Genomic DNA, 23,365 nt, shown 5'->3' on the forward strand with positions numbered 1-23,365 from the left:
AATGGTCGACCTAAAGGTCGACCATATCTGTTTTCGGCGCCTGACCATATTACCAAAACCAACGACCATGAGTACCCATACAGTCTTTAACAAAAGCATTCACTTGTTACCTTCTTTCAAGAGTTGTCACTTCATTATTTTGGTGTTGACCATAGCCCTTTCGGCATGCCAGCCCCAGCCAAAAGAACTATTGGTTTTTAGTAAAACGGAGGGCTTCCGTCATGGTTCGATAGAGACGGGGGCACAAGCACTCAAGAAATTGGGAGAAGAAAACGGTTATAAGATTACTACCACCGAAGACTCGGCATACTTTAATGAAGATTCCCTACAAAATTATTCCGCGGTCGTTTTCCTAAACACTACCAGAGATATACTGAACGATGTTCAACAAGCCGATTTTGAACGATATATTCAAGCTGGTGGCGGCTTTGTCGGTATACATGCGGCAACCGATACCGAATATGATTGGCCTTGGTACAATAAACTGGTCGGTGCTGTTTTTGACAGCCACCCTAAAATTCAAGAAGCCACTCTAAGAATTGAGAACAAAGAGCACAATGCCACCAACATGTTCACAGATTCGATTTGGACGAAAAGTGACGAGTGGTACAATTTTGTAAACATTAATCCGGACATTCAGGTTTTGGTAAGCGTCGATGAAACCAGCTACGAAGGGGGCACCAATGGAGATGAACACCCCATTTCTTGGTTTCATGAATATGACGGAGGAAGGGCCTTCTACACCGAATTGGGGCATACAGATGAGACCTATTCAAATCCTCAATTTTTAAGTCACCTGCTCGGGGGAATCAATTATGCCGTAGGAAAAAATAGTCTCGATTACGATAAGGCGAAGACACAAAGGGTACCGCCCGAAGACCGTTTTGCAAAAAAAATACTCGATTTCAATTTGAACGAACCTATGGAACTTGACGAATTGCCAGGAGAGGGCATCATTTTCGTTGAGCGCAGAGGCGCTGTCAAACTCTTTGATTTCGATAAGGAAAAAACAGAACTTATGGCCCAGTTAGATCTCTTCTATGGTAATGAAGATGGTCTTTTAGGTATTGCCGTTGACCCAAACTATATGAAAAACCACTGGATTTATCTGTTTTACACCGCCCCCGGCGAAGTATCTAAGCAACGTATCTCTAGGTTTATGGTTTCAGATAAGAAAGTAGACCTAAGTACCGAAAAAATTCTTCTTGAAATACCTACGTCAAGACAATGCTGTCATAGTGGTGGGGCGTTGGAATTCGGACCTAACGGAAATTTATTTATCGCTGTCGGGGATAATACGAATCCGTTTGAATCTTCCGGTTTTGCACCTATTGATGAGCGCGAAGGTCGTGAGGCATGGGACGCTCAGAAATCCGCTTCCAACACCAATGACCTGCGCGGTAAAATACTAAGAATAAAACCTGAGGATGATGGCTCGTACTCCATCCCCGAAGGAAACCTATTTCCAGAAGGCACTGAAAAAACTAGACCCGAAATCTACATAATGGGTAATAGAAACCCCTTTCGTCCTTCAATCGATAGCAAAACAGGCTATCTATATTGGGGCGACATCGGGCCTGACGCCGGAAAAGCCGATCCAGACAGGGGGCCCAGCGGCATGGGCGAATACGACCAAGCACGCAAAGCCGGTTTCTGGGGCTGGCCATATACGCGTGGCTACAACGAACCTTACAATGATTACGATTTTGAGAGCAACACCTCGGGCCCGAAATTCGACCCAGAAAATATCATCAACGACTCTCGCCACAATACAGGCCTACAAGAATTGCCCCCGGCGCAACCCTCAATGATTCCGATGACCTATTATAGATCTGAAGAGTTTCCTTGGATGGGCGCTGGCGGCATCAACCCAATGGCCGGACCTGTCTATCATGCTAGTGACTACCCAGATGCTGAAAACGCCTTTCCTTCCGAATACTTTGAGAACAAATTATTCTTATACGAGTGGATGCGCGACTGGATCTATGTCATTACCCTAGACGAAAACCAAGATTATGTAAAGGCAGACGCGTTTATGCCAAATACTGAATTTTCGCATCCTATGGATATGATTTTTGGCTCGGATGGTAAAATGTACGTTCTCGAATATGGCCAAAAATGGAACGCCCAAAATCTGGATGCAAGGCTCAGTAGCATCAGCTACCTGCCAGGAAATAGAGCCCCGATCGCCAAATTCGTTCACGACAAATCGGTAGGGGCCGCTCCTTTAACCATTAATTTCTCAGCAGATTCTTCGCTAGATTATGACAATGACCCTCTATCTTACGAATGGTTTTTTGAAGGAAGCAATTCACAATCCAACGAAAAGAACCCCGTACACACTTTTGAAAAAGAGGGCATTTATGATGTCAAATTAAAAGTGACCGATGAAAAAGGCAATACTTCAATAGCCAATTCGAAGATCATGGTGGGCAACGACCCTCCTGAATTGATTATGGAAATCGAGAACAATGATTCTATTTATTGGACGAACAAAAAAGTCAACTACCGTATTCTGGTCAAGGACAGACAAGATGGGAGCACTGAAGAAGGCACCCTAGATTCAAAAGATGTAAAAGTTACTTTTGATTATATACCCGAAGGAAAAGACATGGTAAAGGCTACTATTGGCCACCAAAGAAACATAGTTCCTGAAGGAAGAAAAATAATAGACAACTCCGATTGCAAAGCCTGTCATGCCATTGACGAGAAAGTGAATGGCCCTAGCTATTTGGAGGTTGCCAAAAAATACAATGCGGAAGATACTGGTTATCTGGTCTCAAAAATCATCAAAGGCGGTGGTGGCGTATGGGGAGAAGGATCCATGTCGGCCCACCCGCAACTGAATGTAGAAGAGGTTACAAAAATCGTCGATTATATTTTATCGTTGAAGCCCAGTGATGAGTCAGAACAAAAATACTTACCATTAGAGGGTACTTTGACGTTCGACCAACATGAAGGTTCCCCGGGAGAAGGAAGCTATATATTAATGGCCTCTTACCGCGATAAGGGCAACCCAGACCAGCCTGAATCAGAATTGACGGCCACCGAGCAATTCGTTTTCAATAGCCAAAAAATACAAGCCGAAGAGGCCAACGAAATAAGTGAAGGAATCAATAGCTGGAGAACCAATTATTCAAGGGTAGTCGGCGGTATGGTCGACAAAAGCTTTTTGAGATTTGATAATATCATCTTGAAAAATCTTAAAACTCTCAAATATGCCACCTTCTTTAATTCAGACTATGAGTTCAAAGGTCTTCTCGAAATTCACGAAGGAGCTATCGACGGCCCCATAATCGGAACGCAAAAAATAGATTATTTCGGACCGGAGAAAACGTCCTATTTTGATATACCTATTTTGACCCAATCTGAAAAGGCTAATATTTACTTAGTTTATAAAAACACTGATAAGCCACTGAATAACATCGGTCATGCCGATTATATTTCTTTTGACTATAAACGATGATTTCATTAGAGCTGGTCAATTTCTCTATCGGCCGACTCTAATCATCAATAAGACGGATTATTTTTGAAGTTAATCATCTTGGCTTAACCAGCTATAGTCGATACTTCGGTTGACAAACGAAACCTATGTTTCACTAGATTCTTTAAATTTATTGGCTCATCAATCTATTGAACGAAACATGCAAAAACCGTTTATTGCCGATAAAACTTTTAAAGGACAGGATTTTAGCGTAACAAGGCTACCTCAAGGCGAATATGAGAACTGTAGGTTCGAAGGCTGTAATTTTTCTCGTGGCTTTCTAGACAACCAAAATTTCATGGAGTGTCAATTTGTTGAATGCAATTTGAGCAATGCCAATATTGTCAACACCACGTTTAAAGAAGTAGATTTTAATCTCTGCAAAATGATGGGGCTTAGGTTCGAGACCTGTAATACGTTTCTAATCGAATTCCTCTTTTCGGGATGTGACCTCAGCTATTCTTCGTTTTATGAGATGACTCTGAACAAACAGAAATTCTTAAACTGTAATCTCACTAGCACTGACTTTTCATCCGCCCAATTAAAAGAAGTCAGCTTTCAAAATTGTAATATGCTAAATGCAGTATTCAACAATACAGATTTGGAAAAATCTGACTTTACAAGCGCGAAGAACTACTCAATCGACCCCGAAAGAAACAAACTAAAAAAAGCCAAGTTTTCTCTAAACGAAATAAAGGGCCTGCTGCACAAATACGAGATTACTATTGTTTAGGGCCCTTTCTTCTTAAGACTTACTGATTATGATATTTTGTATATTGGTGTGTATATAACTTCTATGCGCCACCTTCTTTTCATTACGCTTTTAATATCATATGCTGCTCTTGGGCAAAACACCCTCACTATGCCCGATAATGCCAGTTCGCCAAAAGCATCATTAAATTCTATAGAATGGATGGCAGGCCATTGGCGGGGCACCGCTTTTGGAGGTGTTACAGAAGAAATTTGGGCTCCCCCTTTGGGCGGTTCGATGATGTTCTCTTTTCGGTTAATCGTTGATGGCACCGTTTCTTTCTACGAACTAGGCCACATTAGAGAAGTTGATGGAACTTTGATATACGAACTCAAACATTTCAATTCTGATTTAAAAGGATGGGAAACGAAAGACGAGGTTCAGCAATTTCGATTGTTAAAACTTGAGAAGAACAGGGTGTATTTTGAAGGTTTTACTTTTGAGAAAATAAGTGATAAAGAAGTGAACATCTACGCGGCCATAGGAAATGAAGAAGGCGGAAGCGAAGAAGTTCAGTTTAATTTTAAGCCTTTGTAGTTTGAAGAAAAAGTGTGAGGAGTGCGGTCGGGAAATTATTGGCAGAACAGACAAAAAGTTCTGTTCCGATTACTGTCGAAACGCATATCATAACAAACTTAACAAAGACACCAACAATCTTATTCGAAACACAAATAACAGACTACGAAAAAACTACCGAATTTTGGAAAGCTTTTCGCTGAAGGATGGTAAGACGACTACCCCAAAAACCAAACTGACTGATAAAGGCTTCGATTTCGAGCATATAACTAGTATCTACACGACCAAAAAAGGCACCGTTTACTATTTTGTATACGACTTAGGGTATCTACCTCTAGACAACGATTTCATCATGATTGTTAAGCGCGAATGACGCAAAAGCCTCCTAAATGAAAAAAGCACCTCAGGGTGCTTTTCAAATTCATATAATTCAGATAAAAGAGTTACTTCCAGTTGTGGCCGTTCAATTTCAGCGCAGCAACTACAATATCCTTTCTACTAATCTGGCCTACAAGTATGCCGTCTCGCATAACGGGTAGCCTTCTACGGTTGTGCTTATCGAAAATACCGGCAGCATCAAAAATAGAAATGTCGTGCGGTATCGTTTCAACTTCCTTGGTCATAAATTTCTCGACACTCTTATCTAAAATCGGTTGATTGAAATATCTACTTTCAGAAATCTGCTTCATACAATCCGCTTCCGATATGATTCCTACCAAAAACCCATTGTCATCCAAAACAGGCCCCCCAGAGATATTGTGTTTGGTAAATAATTCCATAACCTCTAGAATCGACTGATCCGTTCTGAACGTAATCAGGTTCTGGGTCATATAGTCCGACACCAAAATAGGGGCATCGTACTCCTTCTTTGCTACAGCCTTGGCCCTAGGGCCCATAAAACTCTTAATTCCCATAACGATTTGGTTTAATTCTGCAAGGTATTGCAGAAGGTTAATTACTAAAGATACTTAAAAAAACAATACATTCTGCTATTTTTCAGCTTGTTGACTGTTGAATTCGCAACAAACCCCTTAAAAAACAATCAATCTTTTTAAGCATCGGCTATAATATTTGTCTTCATTATTTGGGGAAATTTATATTTTTATTTCAGCAATCGCCCCCATGAAAAAAACTCCTTCCTATATCATTATAATTTTAATGGCCGCAGCCATTTATTGGGGGTTCTACACATCGACCCCAAGTTATGATCCCGATACAGAATCGACCCTAAATGAGTTTTCGGTAGACAGGGCGCTGGCACATGTTCAGCAATTGTCTAAAGAACCTCATGCGCTAGGTTTTCCGGCTCACCAATCTGCAAAAATGTATGTTTTTGACCAGTTGAATAAAATGGGGCTTTCGCCCGTTACACAAACCGGCTATGCTTTGGGCAAAGGCAACAACCTTAGTAAACCGACTAACATCATAGCTAAAATCGAGGGTACCGAACAAGGTAAGTCACTTTTAGTCTTGAGCCATTATGACAGTAATCCGCATTCGTCTCTTGGTGCCAGCGACGCGGCCAGTGGAGTGGCAACTATTTTAGAGGGAGTTAGGGCGTTTTTATCCAAAAAAATTCGACCAACCAATGATATTATTATTCTCTTTACCGATTCTGAAGAACTCGGGCTCAATGGTGCAGAACTGTTTGCCAACCAACACCCTTGGGCCAAGAATATCGGTTTAGTGTTAAACTTTGAAGCACGCGGTAGTGGTGGGCCCAGCTATACGTTTATTGAAACGAACAGGGGAAACCAAAACCTGATTTCCGAATTTATAGCTGCTCGTCCCGAGCATCCCATGGCCAACTCACTTTATTACAGCATTTACAAAATGTTGCCCAACGATACAGACCTTACGGTATTTCGAGAGAATCTTGATATCGATGGTTTTAATTTCGCTTTTATTGATGACCATTTCGATTATCACACAGCTCAAGATTCTTTTGAAAGATTAGACCGAACAAGTTTAGCGCACCAAGGTAGTTATCTGATGCCGTTATTGGAACATTTTAGCCAAGCCAATCTCAATCAGTTGAAAAGTTTAAATGACCATGTGTATTTCAACATGCCCTTTTTTCATGTGGTTACCTACCCTTTTGATTGGATCATGCCTTTGCTTTTTATAGCCATACTATTCTTCGTTGCCCTATTGATCCGTGGAATACAGAAGAAATCGCTTAGTTTAAAAAAATCGCTCTTAGGTTTCATACCCCTATTAGTGACACTTTTATTGAATGGTTTAGTAGGCTATTTCGCATGGCCTTTTTTAAAGTGGGTATACCCGTCTTATAACGACATCTTGCATGGTTTTACATATAATGGCTACCTCTACATATTGGCCTTCGCCCTATTTTCTCTCGCCATTTGCATGTTCGTCTACCACCGTTATCATGAAATTGGTATACGTAATCTGTTAGTGGCACCTCTGGTGCTATGGCTTGTTATCTGTACCCTTGTCGCGATTTATTTGCCAGGAGCAAGCTTCTTTATAGTTCCGGTTTTCTGCTTACTGGCCATGTGGCTAACGCTAATCAATCAGAAAGACCCACATACCCTTTTGTTGCTGTTTTTAGCGCTACCTGCCCTTTGGCTTTACACCCCATTTATCAAAGGTTTTGCGGTAGGTCTAGGGTTAAAAATGCTAGTAGCATCGACACTTATGCTTACGTTGACATTTTTTCTGATTTCACCTGTTTTGGCTTCTTATCGATTTTCTAAAGGATGGTCGAAAGTGTTTTTCACAGGATTTTTCATTTGTCTGATAGTCGCCCATATTGATTCGGGGTTTGATGAGGACAGAAAAAGACCCAGCAGCTTGGTTTATGTATCGGATAATGATTCAAAAAAAGCATATTGGGGAAGCTATGATAACGTTTTGACCGAATGGAACGAGGATTATTTCATCAATCAAGACAGTATGCCCCTGAGGTTGAAATCTAAAATACTGTCCAGTAAATATGGCACAGCCTTTCAACAGGTATCGGAGGCCCCAAAAATAAATCTGGAAAAACCTAAAATTGAAACTTTAAAAGACACGATAATTGGCGAAAAAAGAATCATTGAAGTATGTTTGACCCCGCAGCGCGTTGTGAACCGATTGGATGTGTATTTAGATGGAGCCGATTTGCTGACCGCCAATGTTAACGGACAAGAACTATCTACATACGATTTACCCAAAAACTCTTCCGGTAGGCTTTTTACCCATTATTTAACCCCCGATGAGTATACAGAACTGCAATTGAGCATGGCCAAAAATCAAAAGCCAAAATTGACATTTTTTGAGTCTTCTAACGACCTATTAACTAATCAAGAATTAAATATCGAAGAAAGACCTGAACACCAAATGCCAATGCCCTTTGTTGTAAATGATGCCATTATAAATATTACCACCGTTAGTTATGAATAACAAAATTGCCCTTATAGGATGCGGATGGCTCGGATTGCCCTTAGCAAAGTCTCTACTCAAAAAGGGCTATCAAGTAGCAGGTAGCACTACCTCTGTAGAAAAACTATCCCAATTAAGAGAAAACGGTATTTCTCCTTTTCTAATAACACTTTCAGAAGAAGGCATTGACGGAAACATTGAAACGCTATTAAATAACGCAGCTGTAGTTATCATCAACGTACCCCCGAAATTACGAGGGGGTTCACGAGAGAATTATGTAGTTAAAATGTCGTTTTTAAATACCGCTATTTTAGAAGCAAAAATACCTAAGGTCATTTTTGTCAGCAGCACTTCTGTTTATGGGGACGCTTCTGGCGATGTTACCGAGGAGACCCCTACCCTTCCCAGCACCGAATCAGGTAAGCAATTGTTACTTTCTGAAAATATTTTTAGGGTAGAAAAAAATTATGAGACTACCGTTATTCGTTTCGGGGGGTTAATAGGCCCAAATAGGCATCCCGTTACCATGCTTTCGAAAAGAAAGAATTTAAAGAATGGGCATCATCCCATTAATCTTATTCATCTTACCGATTGCATCAGAGTTATTGAAGAAATCTTACAGCAAGGTTGGTGGAATATGATTTTCAATGCGGTTTACCCCTATCACCCATCTAAGGAAGACTACTACACGGGAGAAGCTGAAAGAAGAAACTTGCAAAAACCTGATTATGAACCTTCTAAAAAAGAGGAAGGTAAAACAATTATATCCTATAATTTAATAACTGTTAAAGGATTCGAATTCACTACAACGTTATAGTTTGTTTTCACAACACTAAAGGGCAGGTTCACAACAAAGTTGGGCGATAGTTGTTAAGATAGGCTGCATTTCATCGATTAAGGTCTAACTTTGAGGTAAATAAAAACTATTTGCCATGGAAAATTCAAAATTACGCGGGCGTATTTTGATGGAGATGGAAAATTTACTCGCCCGTGAAGTACCCAAGCAAAAAGTTCCCCAGAAATTAGAAAACTTACATAAAGACCTTTTAAAAAAACATTATAACGCAGCAGAAGTTTCAATAGATTACCATAGAAGAAGAGTAGAACTGGCCATTGTGATGAACGATGGCGATTACGACCCGAAAAAGATCAACCTTACTTTACCTACCCTTCACACCAATCTCTGGTTTAGAAACTTGTATGATTTTATGAAATCGTGCCTGGAAAAAGATCCTAAAAGCATTGCCTTCTATGCCACTTTGCTCAGGGCCTACCAAGGTAACGAAAAAAGAATGGCGCTTCAATAACGCATTACCCAGACTAACATTTTTAAAAAGGATGTCTTTTGGCATCCTTTTTACATTTACCCATTTCTATTATTGTCTTATTAACAGAACGATAGCAATAATATTAGTATTTTTGCCCACCAAAACCAGAAGATTTTCAATCACTAAACACGATTTCATGAGAAAAATGGCCTTTTTGGTGCTTCTTGGGTTCGGCTTTACCGCCCAGGCACAAACAAAAAGTGAACTTCAAAAGCACTACGAAGAATTTTACCAAGAAATGAGGTTACAGGGTGACGTTACAGGTGTCATCAATGCCCTTACCCACTTGAATGTACTTGCACCCTCTAAAGAGCGTAGAGATACCTTGGCGTATGTTTATGCCAACAACAATCAGCACATGCAAGCCTTGAATACCATTGGTATTGAAAAAGAGGAAAACGATTCTGATATGGCGGTTCAGGTGAAAGCGATTTCATTAAAAGCCCTCAATCAACCTAAAAGAGCTTTAGAACATTTTGAAGAGCTTTTCAAAAGAAACGAAAATCCTTATCTCGCGTACGAAATTGCCGATCTTAAAATACAAACGGGAGATAACGACGGGGCTATATCAAATATCGAATATGGCGTAGCGAATGCTAAAGATGATATGAAATATGCCTTTTACGAGAGACAACAACCATACGAAGTGCCCTTAAAAGCTGCATTTCTACATCTAAAGGCACTTACTCAGTATAACAAGAACAAAGATGATATCGATGGTGCGATTGCTCTGATAGACCAAGCATTGGCCTTAGATCCTAATTTCAATCTTGCCAGTTTGAGCAAACAGGCTTTAGAGTCTAGAAAGAACCCTCCTGCGGCAGCCGCAGAAGAGAAAAAAGAATAGTTTCTTACAAAGAATTTGATAGACGGCGCTTTATTTACAGAGTGCCGTTTTTTTTATTCCAATATCAAATTGGTATCCAACGTATTGTTGACTACCACGTTGAACTGATTGCGAAATGCATTATATGCCTCAAACATTTGCATTATCGACTCTTCAGGGTTTTGATAATAGTAAAGATCACCTTTAATCTTTAGAATATAGGTTCTGAAAACCTTTTGTCTGCTCTTAATCTGCGGAATATCAAATTTTTCAGGGTATTCCGATGCGACCAATTCCTTTTGCTTTTCAATCAGGTCGTCAATGGTGAGTGCCAAATCTTCTTTATTCTCAACTTTATAAAGCGCATCAAAAGCGGTCTCTAAGGCTTGATAGGCTGTCCAATCCTGTAAAATATCTAAAGCCGTTTGATTGATGACCAATTTCTTAGGCCAACTTTCAACATTAAGTTCGTAGCTTGAGGCACTTGAAGTTTCCTCATTGTTGTTTTCATTTTTACATGAAAAAAGGGAGAAAGCAACGAAAGCAAAAAAGAACATTCTTTTCATATGGCGAATGTACAAATTTTGCAAACAGTTATATTTGCGCCAAACCCCATTTTAACTTCCATTTAATGCAAAAATACATACTCATTATTGGCGCTTGTGGCCAGATAGGAACCGAATTGACCTTGACGCTTCGTCAAAGATATGGCAACGACAAAGTGATTGCCAGTGACATACGCGAAGGAAACGAGAGCCTTATGGAATCCGGTCCGTTCGAAATTCTTGACGCTACCGATTATGACGCTTTGGAAGAAGTGGTTGCCTATTACGAAATCAGTGAGGTGTATCTCATGGCGGCCATGTTGAGCGCAACGGCAGAAAAATTTCCTATGCGTGCCTGGAACCTTAACATGAATTCTTTGTTCAATGTTTTGAACTTGGCGAAAGAAAAGAAGATCGACAAAGTTTTTTGGCCGTCAAGCATAGCGGTTTTTGGAGCGAATACACCCGATACTTTAACTCCGCAAAGTACCATTATGGAGCCGTCTACAGTTTATGGCATAAGCAAGCAGTCCGGTGAACGGTGGTGCAACTACTACCATAACAAGTTTCATGTAGATGTTCGCAGTATTAGATACCCTGGACTCATAAGCTGGAAAACCATGCCAGGTGGCGGAACGACCGATTATGCCGTAGAAATATATCATAAGGCGCTTTCAGAGAAAAAATATACCTGTTTTCTTCGGGAAGATACCGAGTTGCCCATGATGTTTATGGATGATGCCATTAGGGCCACCTTGGAATTGATGGATGCTCCGGCGGAAGATATAAAAGTACGTTCTGCATATAACCTTTCTGCCATGAGCTTTACCCCCGCCCAAATTGCAGATAGCATAAAGTCTCACATTCCAGAATTTGAAATTAGCTATGAACCTGACTTTAGGCAAGCGATAGCCGACACTTGGCCAAGCAGTATCGATGATTCATCTGCCCAAACCGAATGGGGCTGGCAGCCAGAATTCGACCTAGAAAGAACTACTTCTGAAATGCTAGAAAAGCTTGGCTAGAAATAATTAGCCGCTACTTATGAAATCGTAACTTGCGCTCAATGGCCATAATCATGGCATTGGCCAAATCTTTACCTGTTGCATTTTCAATTCCCTCAAGACCTGGGGAAGAGTTCACTTCCAGCAATAACGGACCTTTGTTGGAACGTATGATGTCAACACCGGCAACCGCCAAGTTAAGTACCTTAGCCGCCTTCTGGGCCAATTTACGTTCCTCAGAAGTAATCTTTATTATGGATGCCTTGCCCCCTTGGTGAATATTGGCTCTGAATTCACCTTTTTCGGCCTGTCGTTGCATAGACGCCACTACCTTTCCATTGATGACAAAGCAGCGTATATCTTGCCCATTGGCCTCTTTGATAAATTCTTGCACCAAGATATTGGTATTCACGCTTTTAAAGGCATTGATTACACTCTCTGCTGCCTTATTGGTTTCGGCAAGTACCACCCCTTTACCTTGTGTGCTTTCCAACAGTTTTATAATCAACGGCGCACCGTTTACCATTTTTATCAGATCTTTGGTATCCATCGGAGACTTGGCAAAGCCTGTTATCGGTATATGAATGTCATTTTTTGAGAACAATTGCGATGCGAAGAGTTTATCTCTAGATTGAGAGATAGCCTCGGCCGAATTCTGACAATAAACCCCAAGGTTATTGAATTGACGGATTAAAGCACAACCGTAAAAAGTAACGGACGGCTTTATTCTTGGTATAACGGCATCAAACTCTTTTAAAATATTACCCCCACGATAGCGGATTTCCGGGGAATGGGCGTCTAACTTCATATAGGCAAGCTCGACATTCAAAAAAACAATCTCATGCCCTCTCGCCTCTGCCGCCTCAATAATACGTTTGTTGCTATACAATTGCGGATTGCTGGCCAGCAATGCAATTTTAAGTCCGCTCTTTTCCTTATAATACGGTGCATACTTTTGGTTAATTTCCTCTTCGGAGAAAGACTGCACTTGAAAGCTGACCGCCGGGTTGACCACAAAACGGTCAATAATCGCTTCTCGGCCCAATAGCATTCGAAACTCCATGGTATCGCGATTGGCCAAGGTCAGTTCGATATCGAACTTTTCGTCACCCATGACGACAGAAGTTTTGACCACCAAGCGTTCTTCCGAAATTCCTGATGAACTTTTGACCATACGACGATCGACCAGTTTGGCCTCGCACGGTATGGTGATACTTCGATTCTCTTGAAGCGGATTCACCTCAAACTTCACCCATTCTTGGGCACCTCGGTTCACTACTTTTATATTCGTCGCTTGAATCGATGACGTTTTGGCCCCTGAGTCTACCCTAGCCTTGATGGCCGGTATGCCCAAAGATTCAAATACGCACCATTCTTCGCTTCCAATAATTTTTAAGTCTGTCAATTTCTCTTTTTTGTGAGTTTAAATATGTCAGTTCTTCTATCCTTCAAATTTCTTACCGCCCCGAATTGGTTAAGCTCCCTTAAAAGGTCGATATCTACATCGGCAATCAATATCATTTCTGCGTTAGGTGTCGCTTCTGCCTTGATTCCGTTAGTAGGAAAGGAGAAGTCGCACGGCGTGAACACCATACTTTGCGCAAACTGAATATCCATATTATGAACCTTTGGCAAATTACCCACACTCCCGGCAATTGCTACATAACATTCGTTCTCAATCGCTCTCGATTGCGCACAGTTTCTTACCCTTGAAAATCCGTTTTGCGTATCGGTCAAAAAAGGAACAAAAAGAATATCCATTCCCTCATCGGCCAAAAGTCTTCCTAATTCCGGGAACTCGACATCATAGCATATAAGAATACCTATTTTACCACAATCGGTATCGAAAGTCTTTAAACGACTGCCCCCTTGCATACCCCAAACTTTTGATTCGTCGGGGGTAACATGCAGCTTTTCGTAACGTTCGATAGAACCATCCCTTTTGCACAAATAACCAACATTGTAAAGCCGGTCTTCTTTGATTTCGGGCATACTGCCCGTAATGATATTGATGTTGTAGGATATCGAATACTCGGAGAACTTCTGCACTATGGCATCGGTATGCTTGGCAAGTTCTCGAATTGCTTCCGGTTCAGACAGATGATTGTTCTCTGCCATCAAAGGAGCATTGAAAAATTCGGGAAAAAGGGCAAAATCGGATCGATAACCCGACACCGAATCAATAAAGAACTCGGCTTGCTGCAAAAGGTCTTCTAGACCATCATAGGGTCGCATTTGCCATTGAATGAGGCCTAGGCGAACTACTTTTTTCTTAGTGGCCGCCTTTTTCGTGGGCTTTTCGTAATAGATATTGTCCCACTCCATCAAAACGGCAAACTCTTTTGAAGCCTGATCACCTTCCAAATAGCCTTTTAAGATTTTAGCAGGATGAAAATCGTTATTGATCTGAAAGCTTAATACCGGATCATGAATTTCTTTACGACGAACCTTATCGATATACTCTTTCGGAGTCATTTTGGTGGCAAACTGATGGTAATTCGGTATACGCCCCCCAAAGGCAATTCCTTTCAGGTTCAGTTTTTCGCACAACTCTTTTCGATAATCGTAAAGGCGTCTTCCTAATCGAAGACCACGAAATTCGGGTTTTATAAAAACATCGATACCATATAGAATATCGCCATCTTCGGTATGGGTACTAAAGGTTTCTTGACCCGTAATTTCTTGAAAAGTATGGTTATCTTCGAAGTTATCGTAGTCAACGATAATTGAAAGGGAGCACCCCGCCAATTGACCGTTGACCTTAATGACCACCTGACCCTCGGGAAAAAGCTTAATCAGGGACCTGATCTGTTTTTCGTTCCAATAAGAATCGGGCATATTTTGATATACCTCTTTCATGGCCATTTTTAGCTCCTGATAATCTTTCAGGCCTAAAAACTTAAGCTCAACATTTTCTATGTCTTTTGAAATCATATGGCACTAATAGCTTGAGGATAAGCTAGGCACTTATAGCAATTTTGATAAAGTTAGATCCATTAATCGTCATCGTCGTCAACATCGCCCATTGCCTCTGGGTCTGGGTCTGCTATAGCATCTGGATCATCATCATCGTAATCTTCGTAATCATCTTCATCGTAATTCTCCATGGTATATTCAAGCTTGGCACTGATCTTCACCAAATACTTCGTGTCTTCGGTAAGAACTTCGACTGCCTCGATACGCTCACCTTGGGCATTCTTGAATGAAATGATATTACGGTCATCGTAACCATCTGGATATCGCTCTACCAAAAGCTTTAGAACTTCTGGCGTAAGCTTTTTAAAGTCTACGATTACGCGTTTTAGGTTCGACTGGTCTTTTCTGTTGCTCATAGGTCTAAAAGATAGGCAAAAATTAAGGGTGCAACAATGGTCGCATCACTTTCAATGATAAATTTCGGGGTGTCTATATCAAGTTTTCCCCATGTGATCTTTTCGTTGGGCACGGCCCCCGAATAAGAACCGTAACTGGTCGTTGAGTCGCTTATTTGGCAGAAATAGCTCCAAAAAGGCGTGTCGGTTCGCTCCATATCTTGGTACAGCATCGGCACTACACAGATAGGAAAATCGCCTGCAATACCTCCACCAATTTGAAAGAACCCGATACCGTTCTCTGAATTATCGGTGTACCAATCGGCCAAAAAGGTCATGTACTCTATACCCGATTTCATGGTGCTCGCTTTCAATTCACCTTTCAAGACGTATGAAGCGAAAATATTGCCCATAGTACTGTCTTCCCAACCAGGGCAGACAATCGGCAAGTTCTTTTCGGCAGCGGCATACATCCACGAGTCTTTTAAGTCGATTTCATAATGTTCTTCCAAAACACCGGATAAAAGCATTTTGTACATGAACTCATGAGGAAAATAGCGCTCACCCTTTTCTTCGGCATCCTTCCAAATCTTAAAAATATGCTCTTGCAACCTTCTAAAAGCTTCTTCTTCAGGAATACAAGTATCGGTAACCCGGTTCAATCCTTTTTCAAGCAAATCCCACTCTTGTTGTGGGGTCAAATCACGATAATTCGGTACTCTTTTGTAATGCGAATGGGCCACCAAGTTCATAATGTCTTCTTCTAGGTTGGCACCTGTACATGAAATAATATGAACCTTATCTTGGCGAATGATTTCGGCAAAAATCTTTCCTAATTCAGCCGTACTCATAGCGCCAGCCAAAGAAACCAACATCTTGGCCCCGCCATTCAGTTGATCTTCATAACCTTTCGCGGCATCAACTAGAGCAGCGGCATTAAAATGCAAATAATATTTTTCAATAAATTTTGATATTTCTCCTTTAGTCTTCGTCATCATCAAATTTTAAGTTGCCGCCTCCCGCTTTGCGGTCGACATCATAAGTATTGTCATAATCGTCATCAGCCGCCTCACCCATAAATTTATAGGATAACATTTTGTAATACAATTTTGCAGCTAGAAAATCGGAAGTTTTATCGTTCGGGTTCGGGCACAATTCAACCAAGTCAAAACCGACTACGTTCTTTTCTTCAAAGACCTGTTTTAAGAAATCAAGGGTTTCGTACCAAAACAGACCTCCTGGCTCCGGCGTACCGGTAGAAGGCATAATCGATGGGTCAAGGGCATCAAGGTCGAAAGTGATAAACACGTTATCGGTCAACAAATCGACCACTTTATCCGTCCAATACTCATCATTGGCCATATCATGCGCAAAAAACGTCTTTTCTTCATCTAGAAATGTCTTTTCGATAACATCCATAGAACGAATACCGACTTGAACCAAGTTGGTTGTTTGACTTGCCTCATGCACTGCACAAGCATGGTTGTAATTACTGCCGTTATACGATTGTCGCAAATCGGCATGGGCATCGATATGAAGCACACTGAGGTTGTCGAAACATTCGTTAAAGGCACGAATGGTACCAATTGAAATGGAATGCTCACCACCGACCAAAGTCACAAATTTGTTACGTTTGATAAAATCTTTGGTAACCTTGTGAACGGCGTTCACCATTGCCTCAGGAGAACTATTTTCTTTAATAGGTTCAGACAGGTATATACCTTGCTCGAAAGCTTCGGTATCTGTCTCGATGTCATAAAGCTCCATATTATCAGAAGCTTCTAAGAAAGCTTGGGGGCCTTTATCGGCACCTTTACCCCAAGTACTGGTTCCGTCATACGGCACAGGTATCAAAATAATTTTGGCCGTTTCCAATTGGGCGAATTCGTCGGAAATACCGGCGTAATTCTTTTTTGCACTCATTAGTATTAAATTAAATCTGTTGTTTTAATAATCAATTATAAATATAATGTCTTTAGCTACTCTTGGTCTAAAGTCACTTTTTTCTTTGTTTTTTTCGAAGCCTGTTCTGAGCCATTGTAACCTAAAATACCCAGAAGGTCATCGGCTGTTTGCTGGTCGCTGAAAAGTTCATAGGTCAATTCTCCATTGGCATCCCTATCAATAAGAATATGTTTGGGCTGCGGAATCAAACAGTGTTGCAGACCTCCAAAACCACCGATCGTTTCTTGATAGGCACCTGTATTAAAGAAGCCTATATACAAAGGTCTATCTCTCTTAAATTTTGGCAGGTAAATCGCGTTCATGTTCTGCTCGCTATTGTAATAATCATCGCTGTCGCAGGTGAGACCCCCCAATAGCACACGCTCATACTCATCTTTCCATCGGTTGATGGGTAACAGAATAAACCGTTTGTTAATAGCCCATGTATCGGGCAGCGTAGTGATGAACGACGAATCGATCATATTCCACTTCTCTCTATCGTTCTGTTGCTTTTGATATAGAATTTCATATATGGCGCCCCCACTTTCCCCAACGGTAAAACTACCGAACTCGGTAAAAATATTGGGCACTGGCACATCGGCTTCTTTACAAGCGATATTGATCTGGTTGATAATCTCATCGATCATATATTGATAATCATAATCAAAAGCCAATGAGTTTTTAATAGGGAAACCTCCTCCAATATTAAGGCTATCTAACGACGGACATATTTTTCGAAGTCGCACGTACACCTTTAAGCATTTGAGAAGTTCGTTCCAATAATATGAGTTGTCCCTAATACCGGTATTGATAAAAAAGTGGAGCATTTTTAACTCTACCTTGTCATTATCCTTTATCTGGTTTTCATAAAAGGGAACAATGTTTTTATAACCGATACCTAATCGAGAGGTATAGAACTCGAATTTAGGTTCTTCTTCAGATGCGATACGTATACCAACCTGAAAATCGTCATTGATAACATCTGACAGCAAATCAAGCTCTTCATAATTATCGATAATGGGTATGCAGTTTTGGTGCCCCTCATTGATCAACCTACCTATGTTTTCAATATACTGCTCACGTTTAAAGCCGTTGCAGATAACGTAGGTGTTGTTTTTTATTTTTCCTGATTTCTTCAGTTTTTCGACAATATTGATGTCGAAAGCCGATGAAGTTTCAATATGCACCTCATTGTTCAGCACCTCGTTCAAAACGTGATTAAAGTGTGAGCTTTTGGTACAATAGCAGTAGTGATATTTACCCTTGTAACCGTGTTTATCAATTGCCGAGGCGAACCACTTTTTTGCCAAGTTTATGTTCTGCGAAATTTTTGGCAAATACGTAAATTTCAAAGGGCTGCCGTACTTCTCTACCAAATCATTGAGAGGAATGCCGTGAAACTGTAAAAATTCGCCATCAAGATTAAATTCTTCTTGAGGAAAATAATAGGTTTGATCGATAAGATCAATGTATTTAGTGTTCATTTAAATGATGATTGCATTAGCGAGTGGAAAATAGGGGGATTACCAAAAAATGAGTAACACAAAAAGCACGATAGTTTGTTCAATCCCTACAATATAAAATAAAGTTTACCTGTGTTAAAACAGTTTGACAAATGAAAACAAAATATCTCAAAAAACAAGCGTTAAGGCTGAAATTACGATAAATAGTAAAAATTAGATTTCACTAGGTCGACCAATAATCTAAAATTATCATAAACATCTCATTTCAAAGTATTTATTTTCATATTTTAAATAAAATATTTTTCCCAATGAACTTATACCCTTCTGTAAACTACATTATTATACTGTTAACAATTGCCATAGGCACTTACAACCCTCAAGCCTTATCGGCACAAATCGAAGATGGGGTCTATTTGGCAAACTCTGATGGTCAAAAGCATGAGCTGAAGATAAGTGGAGATTATCTCACTTGGTCCGTTTACGCAGAATCTCCAGCAAAGTTTATCAAGACTTTAGGTGGTTTTTATACGGTAGACGGCGAAAAATTATTCGTTAATTTAGAATTCAACTCCGATTATGCGTTAGATGGGGTTAAAGAAGTTTCGCACCCCGTTCGTTTTTCGATGAATCAAATTATTATCAACGAAAAACTCACATTTCAGAAAGCCGATGACAAAACACAAGAACTAGACGGCCTGTGGTTATTCGCCACCAGAGGTCCAGATACCGGTCAAGAACGAAGGGGCGATGAAAACCCGCGAAAAACCTTAAAATTTTTGCTAGATGGTCGATTTCAATGGATAGCCTACAATACCGACAGTTTTGAATTTCATGGTACTGGTGGCGGAGCATACACCTCTAAAGACGGAATATACACAGAGAATATAGAATATTTCTCAAGAGACAACTCCCGCGTAGGGGCCACCCTCGAATTCAATTACGAACTAAAAGGTAACGACTGGCACCATACCGGCAAAAATAGCAAGGGAGAACCCATGTACGAGATTTGGGCCAAGAGATAGGTGAGCTTATCTCATTTTCAAACAGGCCTTAGTCTTCTATAATACCTATACTGAAAAGTGTTTCTCCTTTATTAATCGGCGGGGTACCTATTTTGTAAAGAAGTATGCCACTTTCAGGGGCCACTATATCTTCCAGTTTGTTTCCAAAAAAATCTGTTATATAACCTAAAACCTCTTTATTCTTAACCCTATCTCCCGACTTGTATGAAGAATAAAAGATTCCAGAATGGTTACTTTTAATGCTCGCCCGCTTTTCGATAATGACAGGTGCTTTCGGTTCGTTTGCAATTGTTTTGGACGTCATATTTAGATGAGACAATAACCTGAAAATAGATGAAACTATTTTATCGGTCTCCTCAGTGCCGGGTATACCTAGCCGACCGCATTCAATATCTATGGTCGGAATTTTTCTATGGAAAGCTTCTTGCGAACAGTAAATACTTGGTTTGGAAATGCGTTCTTCAGGAATTTGAAAAATCACAGCGTAATCATAGCCCATAGATAATGCCATTTCTTTTCCTTTTCGCGAAGCCTCAGGAAAGGCCTCAGAACTGTACCAAGCATTATAGGGCATTAGGTCTTCAGGAGAATCACCGGCATGCATATCAACGAAAAAGTCAGATTTCGAAATTACATGTTTCGTAATCGCATGAGCAATCTTCTCGGTAATCGTACCATCTTTCTTACCCGGAAACGAACGATTTAAATTCTTCCCGTCGATTGGGTTTACAAACGGACTTCTACCCAAAAAACCGGCAACGTTCGCCAATTGCACCAATATAATAGTTCCTTTAAGTTGAGCAACGTCCACTTTTGAAGCTATTTTTTGTGCTGCCAAAATCGGTGGATATTCATAACCATGCACCCCCGCTGTGACACCCAATACAGGGCCTTTACGCGCGCCATGCAGAACGGTAACCGGTATATATGTACTATCCCTCCCATCGTTTATCGGAATAATGACTTCCTTTTTGGTGCCCGGATTGATTACTTGGTCAAAAAAGGTGAATGCTTCTTGTGCTACAAGAAAATTGGAGAAACAGGTAAATAATACTAAATAAACGAATCGCATGATAAAAAAGAAAGTAGCCCCGGCAAGAATCGAACATTTTTACCGAAGCCCCGTCATAACAGGCTTCAAGAGATTACTAATTTGAAATGTTGACGATTTGTGAACTTTTTTGATGATTTTTCTTCAGTCAATGCGAATGTACTCAAATCGAACTATATGTTGTCAATGGTATTGGAGAAATAGAAAAATCTCCTACTTAAAATTCGATTTTAGCCAAGTCTAAAACTGAACCATTAAAATTCTAAGTATTAAAAAATGTTCAGGAAAACACCAACAAGACTTTTGAGCAAATATTCGATTGCTTTATTAACCCAAAAAAAATTCAGAGCCAAAAAAATATTAGTGAATATCAGACCAGAAAGTATTTTCAGAGAGTCTTAAAAGATGAACATTCAGTTGTTATCTAAATCACGTCTGCCCAAGCGTAGTTTCGCTACTCGTCTTTTGAAAGATGGCTTCAATATTAGACGTATTCAACTTTTATTGTACATGGCTCTACCCCAAAAACGAAAATGTCTGCCCATGTGGTAGAAACCTTAGTAAGTAACATAAGGAATCTCTTATCTTAGTTCTGCACATAAAACATATATAGACCATATGATCTATATTCAATTGTTACCGCACATTTAAAAAATGAATCTGAGCCAGGAACATATGGACTTTGAAAACAAAATCCAGCGAATAGTTGGACTGACACTTCTTAAAGTTCAATACCTTGAGATTAACTATGAATCAGATCACCCAAAACCATATTACAAATCGAAATTTCACGAAATCGACTCGATTGACTTCTCAATAATATTGCACACCGACAAGGGCAAAATTGAATTTTATTGGGACGGACAATTTTACCAGTATGGAATTGGAGTAAGATTTAATGAAAAAACTGAAACTGCGACAGGACAAAAATGGGATGTTTCAACCGATGACTTATGGGGGAAATTTATTGAACAAAAGATTGCGAATGTTAAGCTGACTTGGGAAGAAGTAATTATGTATGAAGACAAGACGGGTAAGTCAGACAAGTTCACCTATCCTCAGGATTTGAGAATTGATTTTTCAAATGATAAGTCAATCTTTATGAGTGCAGCAGGATTTCTAAATGAAGATGACAAGGAAGTTATGGGACTATTGGACAACTTGATCGTCACAGATAATGAGTCCTTGGCTCGAAAAGTGAAAATGATAAATTGAAAAAAAACGATGCGGCAACAACGGCTATAGTGCATGCCCTGCGGGACACGCACCATAGCCAAACCGTTGTACACAAGCTAAATGAACATAACTAGAGTAATAATAAATCGACTTCTATTCCGCTTTGTACCAATAGTTGGACTCTTCATTTTTATAGCCCATTACAATAAAATTACCCTTGACAATATCCTCGAAAAATTTAGTTTGTTAGAGTGGCTTCTAGTAGGATTATTTATCTATTTCTGTTATGATTTAATCAAACATATCAAGAAAGTCATCGAAAGGAAAAAAATTCTACAAAAGGCAAGACTTGAGGACGTGCCGACGGATTTAGATTATCCAAGAAAATTGAACTTTTTGGATAAGCGTATTAGCATCAATGAAAAAAGCATTGATGTATTCTTTAAAAATAACGTGATCCTACATTTAAGCAAGGATAAAAAACTAATGGATATAAAAACGCCATTTGGCAGGAAAAACCTGAACTTCAATGATATTCAATTCCTATTTCTTGAATACAACCAATACGAAAAGGACACTTTGATAGATCAATTTTCCTCCGGATCCACTAATGATAAAAATGTATGGTACAATTCGATTATGGCCATGCTCACAAATGGAAAACAGACCAAGCTTTTTGAAGCTAAGCTTGAAGAAACCAATTATGAACTAATGGAGGATTCTCGAATATCCGGTATAGACGAAGAAAGGTCATATTTGGAGAATGGAAAAATGTTGATACGCTTATTCAGCCATTTTACAATGAAGAAATATATGGTACTGAATAATAAGGTATAAAAAGCCTGTGTACAACAATACTTAAAGTTCATTGCTTGCGGATTTCCTAGAGGGAGAATCCTGCAATCAATTATCTTTAAAACCAGGCGGACATTTTCCGTTGGAAAAGTCCGCAACTAATCATACACTAACCGTTGGGCTTAAGTCGGAATGATTCTTGTTTCAACTTTCATATGAAAAAAATAATCTCAATTTCTTTATTCTTTTTTGTTTCAATAGTTCTTAGTCAGGAAAACAAAATCTCTAAGTCGGACTTAGTTGGATATTGGGCAATTGACCGATTCCACCCGGGAGCAGATAATGAAACAAAAATTTATAAGCGCTGTACCTTCAATCAAAAAGGAACTGTTATACAGTTTAAATCAAATGGACTGTTTAATTTAAAAGAAAATCGGGGCACTATCAAAAGATGTGGAAATGAGAATCGAAGGTGGAGACCGAAAAATATCAGCGGAACTTTTTCTTGGGACTCAAATCTGAAAAAAGTAAAGTTAAAAAGTAACACAGATGGATTACCCACTAGTTGGAATCTAATTTGGGTAGGTCGAAACTCCTTCGCAGTAAAAAAAACCTAAGCACAACACGGTGTATGATTAATTGCAGTCGGATTTCCGCATGTAAATTCCTGCAATCGATTATCTTTAATCCCAGGCGGGCATTTTCCGTTGGAAATGTCCGCTAGCTTTAGAATTGAAACAATTATGAGATACGGCTATAGTT

At 39.9% G+C, this 23,365-nt stretch carries 21 protein-coding genes; 12 read left to right on the forward strand and 9 right to left on the reverse strand.

Annotated elements, in window-relative coordinates:
* Positions 1-67 precede the first annotated feature (67 nt).
* The 4 genes from IL356_RS02080 (at position 68) to IL356_RS02095 (ending at position 5,124) form a co-directional block, all read left to right on the forward strand.
* The gene (locus IL356_RS02080; RefSeq protein WP_162987789.1) at positions 68-3,466 is read left to right on the forward strand and encodes a ThuA domain-containing protein; all 3,399 of its coding nucleotides are present in this window, start codon (positions 68-70) and stop codon (positions 3,464-3,466) included.
* A 178-nt stretch (positions 3,467-3,644) separates the two neighbouring features.
* On the forward strand, positions 3,645-4,217 hold the full coding sequence (locus tag IL356_RS02085; protein WP_121847445.1) for a pentapeptide repeat-containing protein: 573 nt from the start codon (positions 3,645-3,647) through the stop codon (positions 4,215-4,217).
* Positions 4,218-4,280: 63 nt separating this feature from the next.
* On the forward strand, positions 4,281-4,772 hold the full coding sequence (locus IL356_RS02090) for a DUF6265 family protein (RefSeq protein WP_121847444.1): 492 nt from the start codon (positions 4,281-4,283) through the stop codon (positions 4,770-4,772).
* Position 4,773: 1 nt separating this feature from the next.
* A complete protein-coding gene (locus IL356_RS02095; RefSeq protein ID WP_121847443.1) occupies positions 4,774-5,124 on the forward strand; it encodes a hypothetical protein in 351 nt (116 codons plus the stop codon).
* A gap of 70 nt (positions 5,125-5,194) precedes the next feature.
* On the opposite strand, the gene IL356_RS02100 is transcribed toward IL356_RS02095, so the two are convergent.
* Positions 5,195-5,665: a CBS domain-containing protein gene (locus IL356_RS02100; RefSeq protein WP_121847442.1), complete on the reverse strand. Its 471-nt coding sequence runs from the start codon at positions 5,663-5,665 to the stop codon at positions 5,195-5,197.
* 208 nt (positions 5,666-5,873) lie between these two features.
* On the opposite strand from IL356_RS02100, the gene IL356_RS02105 reads away from it, so the two are divergent.
* The 4 genes from IL356_RS02105 (at position 5,874) to IL356_RS02120 (ending at position 10,313) form a co-directional block, all read left to right on the forward strand.
* Positions 5,874-8,159 carry a M28 family peptidase gene (locus tag IL356_RS02105; RefSeq protein ID WP_121847441.1) on the forward strand — a complete coding sequence of 762 codons (2,286 nt, stop codon included), beginning with the start codon at positions 5,874-5,876 and terminating at the stop codon, positions 8,157-8,159.
* Positions 8,152-8,955 carry an SDR family oxidoreductase gene (locus tag IL356_RS02110; protein WP_121847440.1) on the forward strand — a complete coding sequence of 268 codons (804 nt, stop codon included), beginning with the start codon at positions 8,152-8,154 and terminating at the stop codon, positions 8,953-8,955. Before IL356_RS02105 ends, IL356_RS02110 begins: the two co-directional genes overlap by 8 nt.
* 115 nt (positions 8,956-9,070) lie before the next feature.
* Positions 9,071-9,445, forward strand: coding sequence for a hypothetical protein (locus IL356_RS02115; RefSeq protein WP_121847439.1), 375 nt, complete (start codon positions 9,071-9,073; stop codon positions 9,443-9,445).
* A 157-nt stretch (positions 9,446-9,602) separates the two neighbouring features.
* Positions 9,603-10,313 (forward strand): hypothetical protein, encoded by a 711-nt coding sequence (locus IL356_RS02120; protein ID WP_121850572.1) that lies wholly within the window; start codon positions 9,603-9,605, stop codon positions 10,311-10,313.
* A 53-nt stretch (positions 10,314-10,366) separates the two neighbouring features.
* Here IL356_RS02120 and IL356_RS02125 read toward each other — a convergent pair whose 3' ends face one another.
* Complete coding sequence (locus IL356_RS02125) at positions 10,367-10,858, reverse strand: hypothetical protein (protein WP_121847438.1); 492 nt, start codon at positions 10,856-10,858, stop codon at positions 10,367-10,369.
* A gap of 65 nt (positions 10,859-10,923) precedes the next feature.
* Between IL356_RS02125 and IL356_RS02130 the strand changes: the two genes are divergently transcribed.
* Positions 10,924-11,862 (forward strand): NAD-dependent epimerase/dehydratase family protein, encoded by a 939-nt coding sequence (locus tag IL356_RS02130; RefSeq protein ID WP_121847437.1) that lies wholly within the window; start codon positions 10,924-10,926, stop codon positions 11,860-11,862.
* Between the two features lie 13 nt (positions 11,863-11,875).
* On the opposite strand, the gene rimK is transcribed toward IL356_RS02130, so the two are convergent.
* The 6 genes from rimK to IL356_RS02160 all read right to left on the reverse strand — a co-directional run bounded on the left by rimK (position 11,876) and on the right by IL356_RS02160 (position 18,580).
* Positions 11,876-13,246 carry a 30S ribosomal protein S6--L-glutamate ligase gene (rimK, locus tag IL356_RS02135; RefSeq protein ID WP_121847436.1) on the reverse strand — a complete coding sequence of 457 codons (1,371 nt, stop codon included), beginning with the start codon at positions 13,244-13,246 and terminating at the stop codon, positions 11,876-11,878.
* Positions 13,243-14,775: a bifunctional GNAT family N-acetyltransferase/carbon-nitrogen hydrolase family protein gene (locus IL356_RS02140; protein ID WP_121847435.1), complete on the reverse strand. Its 1,533-nt coding sequence runs from the start codon at positions 14,773-14,775 to the stop codon at positions 13,243-13,245. Before IL356_RS02140 ends, rimK begins: the two co-directional genes overlap by 4 nt.
* A gap of 62 nt (positions 14,776-14,837) precedes the next feature.
* Complete coding sequence (locus IL356_RS02145) at positions 14,838-15,173, reverse strand: hypothetical protein (RefSeq protein ID WP_121847434.1); 336 nt, start codon at positions 15,171-15,173, stop codon at positions 14,838-14,840.
* The gene (locus tag IL356_RS02150; protein WP_121847433.1) at positions 15,170-16,147 is read right to left on the reverse strand and encodes a deoxyhypusine synthase family protein; all 978 of its coding nucleotides are present in this window, start codon (positions 16,145-16,147) and stop codon (positions 15,170-15,172) included. The genes IL356_RS02145 and IL356_RS02150 overlap by 4 nt, the downstream gene beginning before the upstream one ends.
* A complete protein-coding gene (gene speB, locus IL356_RS02155) occupies positions 16,134-17,075 on the reverse strand; it encodes an agmatinase (protein ID WP_121847432.1) in 942 nt (313 codons plus the stop codon). Before speB ends, IL356_RS02150 begins: the two co-directional genes overlap by 14 nt.
* 56 nt (positions 17,076-17,131) lie before the next feature.
* Complete coding sequence (locus IL356_RS02160; protein ID WP_121847431.1) at positions 17,132-18,580, reverse strand: arginine decarboxylase; 1,449 nt, start codon at positions 18,578-18,580, stop codon at positions 17,132-17,134.
* A 287-nt stretch (positions 18,581-18,867) separates the two neighbouring features.
* Here IL356_RS02160 and IL356_RS02165 point away from each other — a divergent pair, with 287 nt between their 5' ends.
* Positions 18,868-19,581 carry a hypothetical protein gene (locus IL356_RS02165; RefSeq protein ID WP_225621368.1) on the forward strand — a complete coding sequence of 238 codons (714 nt, stop codon included), beginning with the start codon at positions 18,868-18,870 and terminating at the stop codon, positions 19,579-19,581.
* 28 nt (positions 19,582-19,609) lie between these two features.
* On the opposite strand, the gene IL356_RS02170 is transcribed toward IL356_RS02165, so the two are convergent.
* Entirely contained in the window at positions 19,610-20,653 is a 1,044-nt protein-coding gene (locus IL356_RS02170; protein ID WP_121847430.1) for a succinylglutamate desuccinylase/aspartoacylase family protein, read from the reverse strand.
* Between the two features lie 633 nt (positions 20,654-21,286).
* On the opposite strand from IL356_RS02170, the gene IL356_RS02175 reads away from it, so the two are divergent.
* Both IL356_RS02175 and IL356_RS02180 read left to right on the forward strand, forming a co-directional pair.
* Positions 21,287-21,847: a hypothetical protein gene (locus IL356_RS02175; protein ID WP_121847429.1), complete on the forward strand. Its 561-nt coding sequence runs from the start codon at positions 21,287-21,289 to the stop codon at positions 21,845-21,847.
* Between the two features lie 204 nt (positions 21,848-22,051).
* Positions 22,052-22,645: a hypothetical protein gene (locus IL356_RS02180; protein WP_162987788.1), complete on the forward strand. Its 594-nt coding sequence runs from the start codon at positions 22,052-22,054 to the stop codon at positions 22,643-22,645.
* Positions 22,646-23,365 lie beyond the last annotated feature (720 nt).

The sequence above is a fragment of the Euzebyella marina genome, assembly GCF_014855515.1.
GTDB lineage: Bacteria > Bacteroidota > Bacteroidia > Flavobacteriales > Flavobacteriaceae > Euzebyella > Euzebyella marina.

What these genes read in the sequence shown, in the direction of transcription:
- IL356_RS02145 (WP_121847434.1), bottom strand. Translation starts at nt 15,173, where the DNA reads ATGAGCAACAGAAAAGACCAGTCGAACCTAAAACGCGTAATCGTAGAC.
- IL356_RS02110 (WP_121847440.1), top strand. Translation starts at nt 8,152, where the DNA reads ATGAATAACAAAATTGCCCTTATAGGATGCGGATGGCTCGGATTGCCC.
- IL356_RS02170 (WP_121847430.1), bottom strand. Translation starts at nt 20,653, where the DNA reads ATGCGATTCGTTTATTTAGTATTATTTACCTGTTTCTCCAATTTTCTT.
- IL356_RS02115 (WP_121847439.1), top strand. Translation starts at nt 9,071, where the DNA reads ATGGAAAATTCAAAATTACGCGGGCGTATTTTGATGGAGATGGAAAAT.
- IL356_RS02080 (WP_162987789.1), top strand. Translation starts at nt 68, where the DNA reads ATGAGTACCCATACAGTCTTTAACAAAAGCATTCACTTGTTACCTTCT.
- IL356_RS02150 (WP_121847433.1), bottom strand. Translation starts at nt 16,147, where the DNA reads ATGACGAAGACTAAAGGAGAAATATCAAAATTTATTGAAAAATATTAT.
- IL356_RS02120 (WP_121850572.1), top strand. Translation starts at nt 9,603, where the DNA reads ATGAGAAAAATGGCCTTTTTGGTGCTTCTTGGGTTCGGCTTTACCGCC.
- IL356_RS02175 (WP_121847429.1), top strand. Translation starts at nt 21,287, where the DNA reads ATGAATCTGAGCCAGGAACATATGGACTTTGAAAACAAAATCCAGCGA.
- IL356_RS02130 (WP_121847437.1), top strand. Translation starts at nt 10,924, where the DNA reads ATGCAAAAATACATACTCATTATTGGCGCTTGTGGCCAGATAGGAACC.
- IL356_RS02160 (WP_121847431.1), bottom strand. Translation starts at nt 18,580, where the DNA reads ATGAACACTAAATACATTGATCTTATCGATCAAACCTATTATTTTCCT.
- IL356_RS02105 (WP_121847441.1), top strand. Translation starts at nt 5,874, where the DNA reads ATGAAAAAAACTCCTTCCTATATCATTATAATTTTAATGGCCGCAGCC.
- IL356_RS02140 (WP_121847435.1), bottom strand. Translation starts at nt 14,775, where the DNA reads ATGATTTCAAAAGACATAGAAAATGTTGAGCTTAAGTTTTTAGGCCTG.
- IL356_RS02100 (WP_121847442.1), bottom strand. Translation starts at nt 5,665, where the DNA reads ATGGGAATTAAGAGTTTTATGGGCCCTAGGGCCAAGGCTGTAGCAAAG.
- IL356_RS02085 (WP_121847445.1), top strand. Translation starts at nt 3,645, where the DNA reads ATGCAAAAACCGTTTATTGCCGATAAAACTTTTAAAGGACAGGATTTT.
- IL356_RS02165 (WP_225621368.1), top strand. Translation starts at nt 18,868, where the DNA reads ATGAACTTATACCCTTCTGTAAACTACATTATTATACTGTTAACAATT.
- IL356_RS02090 (WP_121847444.1), top strand. Translation starts at nt 4,281, where the DNA reads ATGCGCCACCTTCTTTTCATTACGCTTTTAATATCATATGCTGCTCTT.
- speB (WP_121847432.1), bottom strand. Translation starts at nt 17,075, where the DNA reads ATGAGTGCAAAAAAGAATTACGCCGGTATTTCCGACGAATTCGCCCAA.
- IL356_RS02125 (WP_121847438.1), bottom strand. Translation starts at nt 10,858, where the DNA reads ATGAAAAGAATGTTCTTTTTTGCTTTCGTTGCTTTCTCCCTTTTTTCA.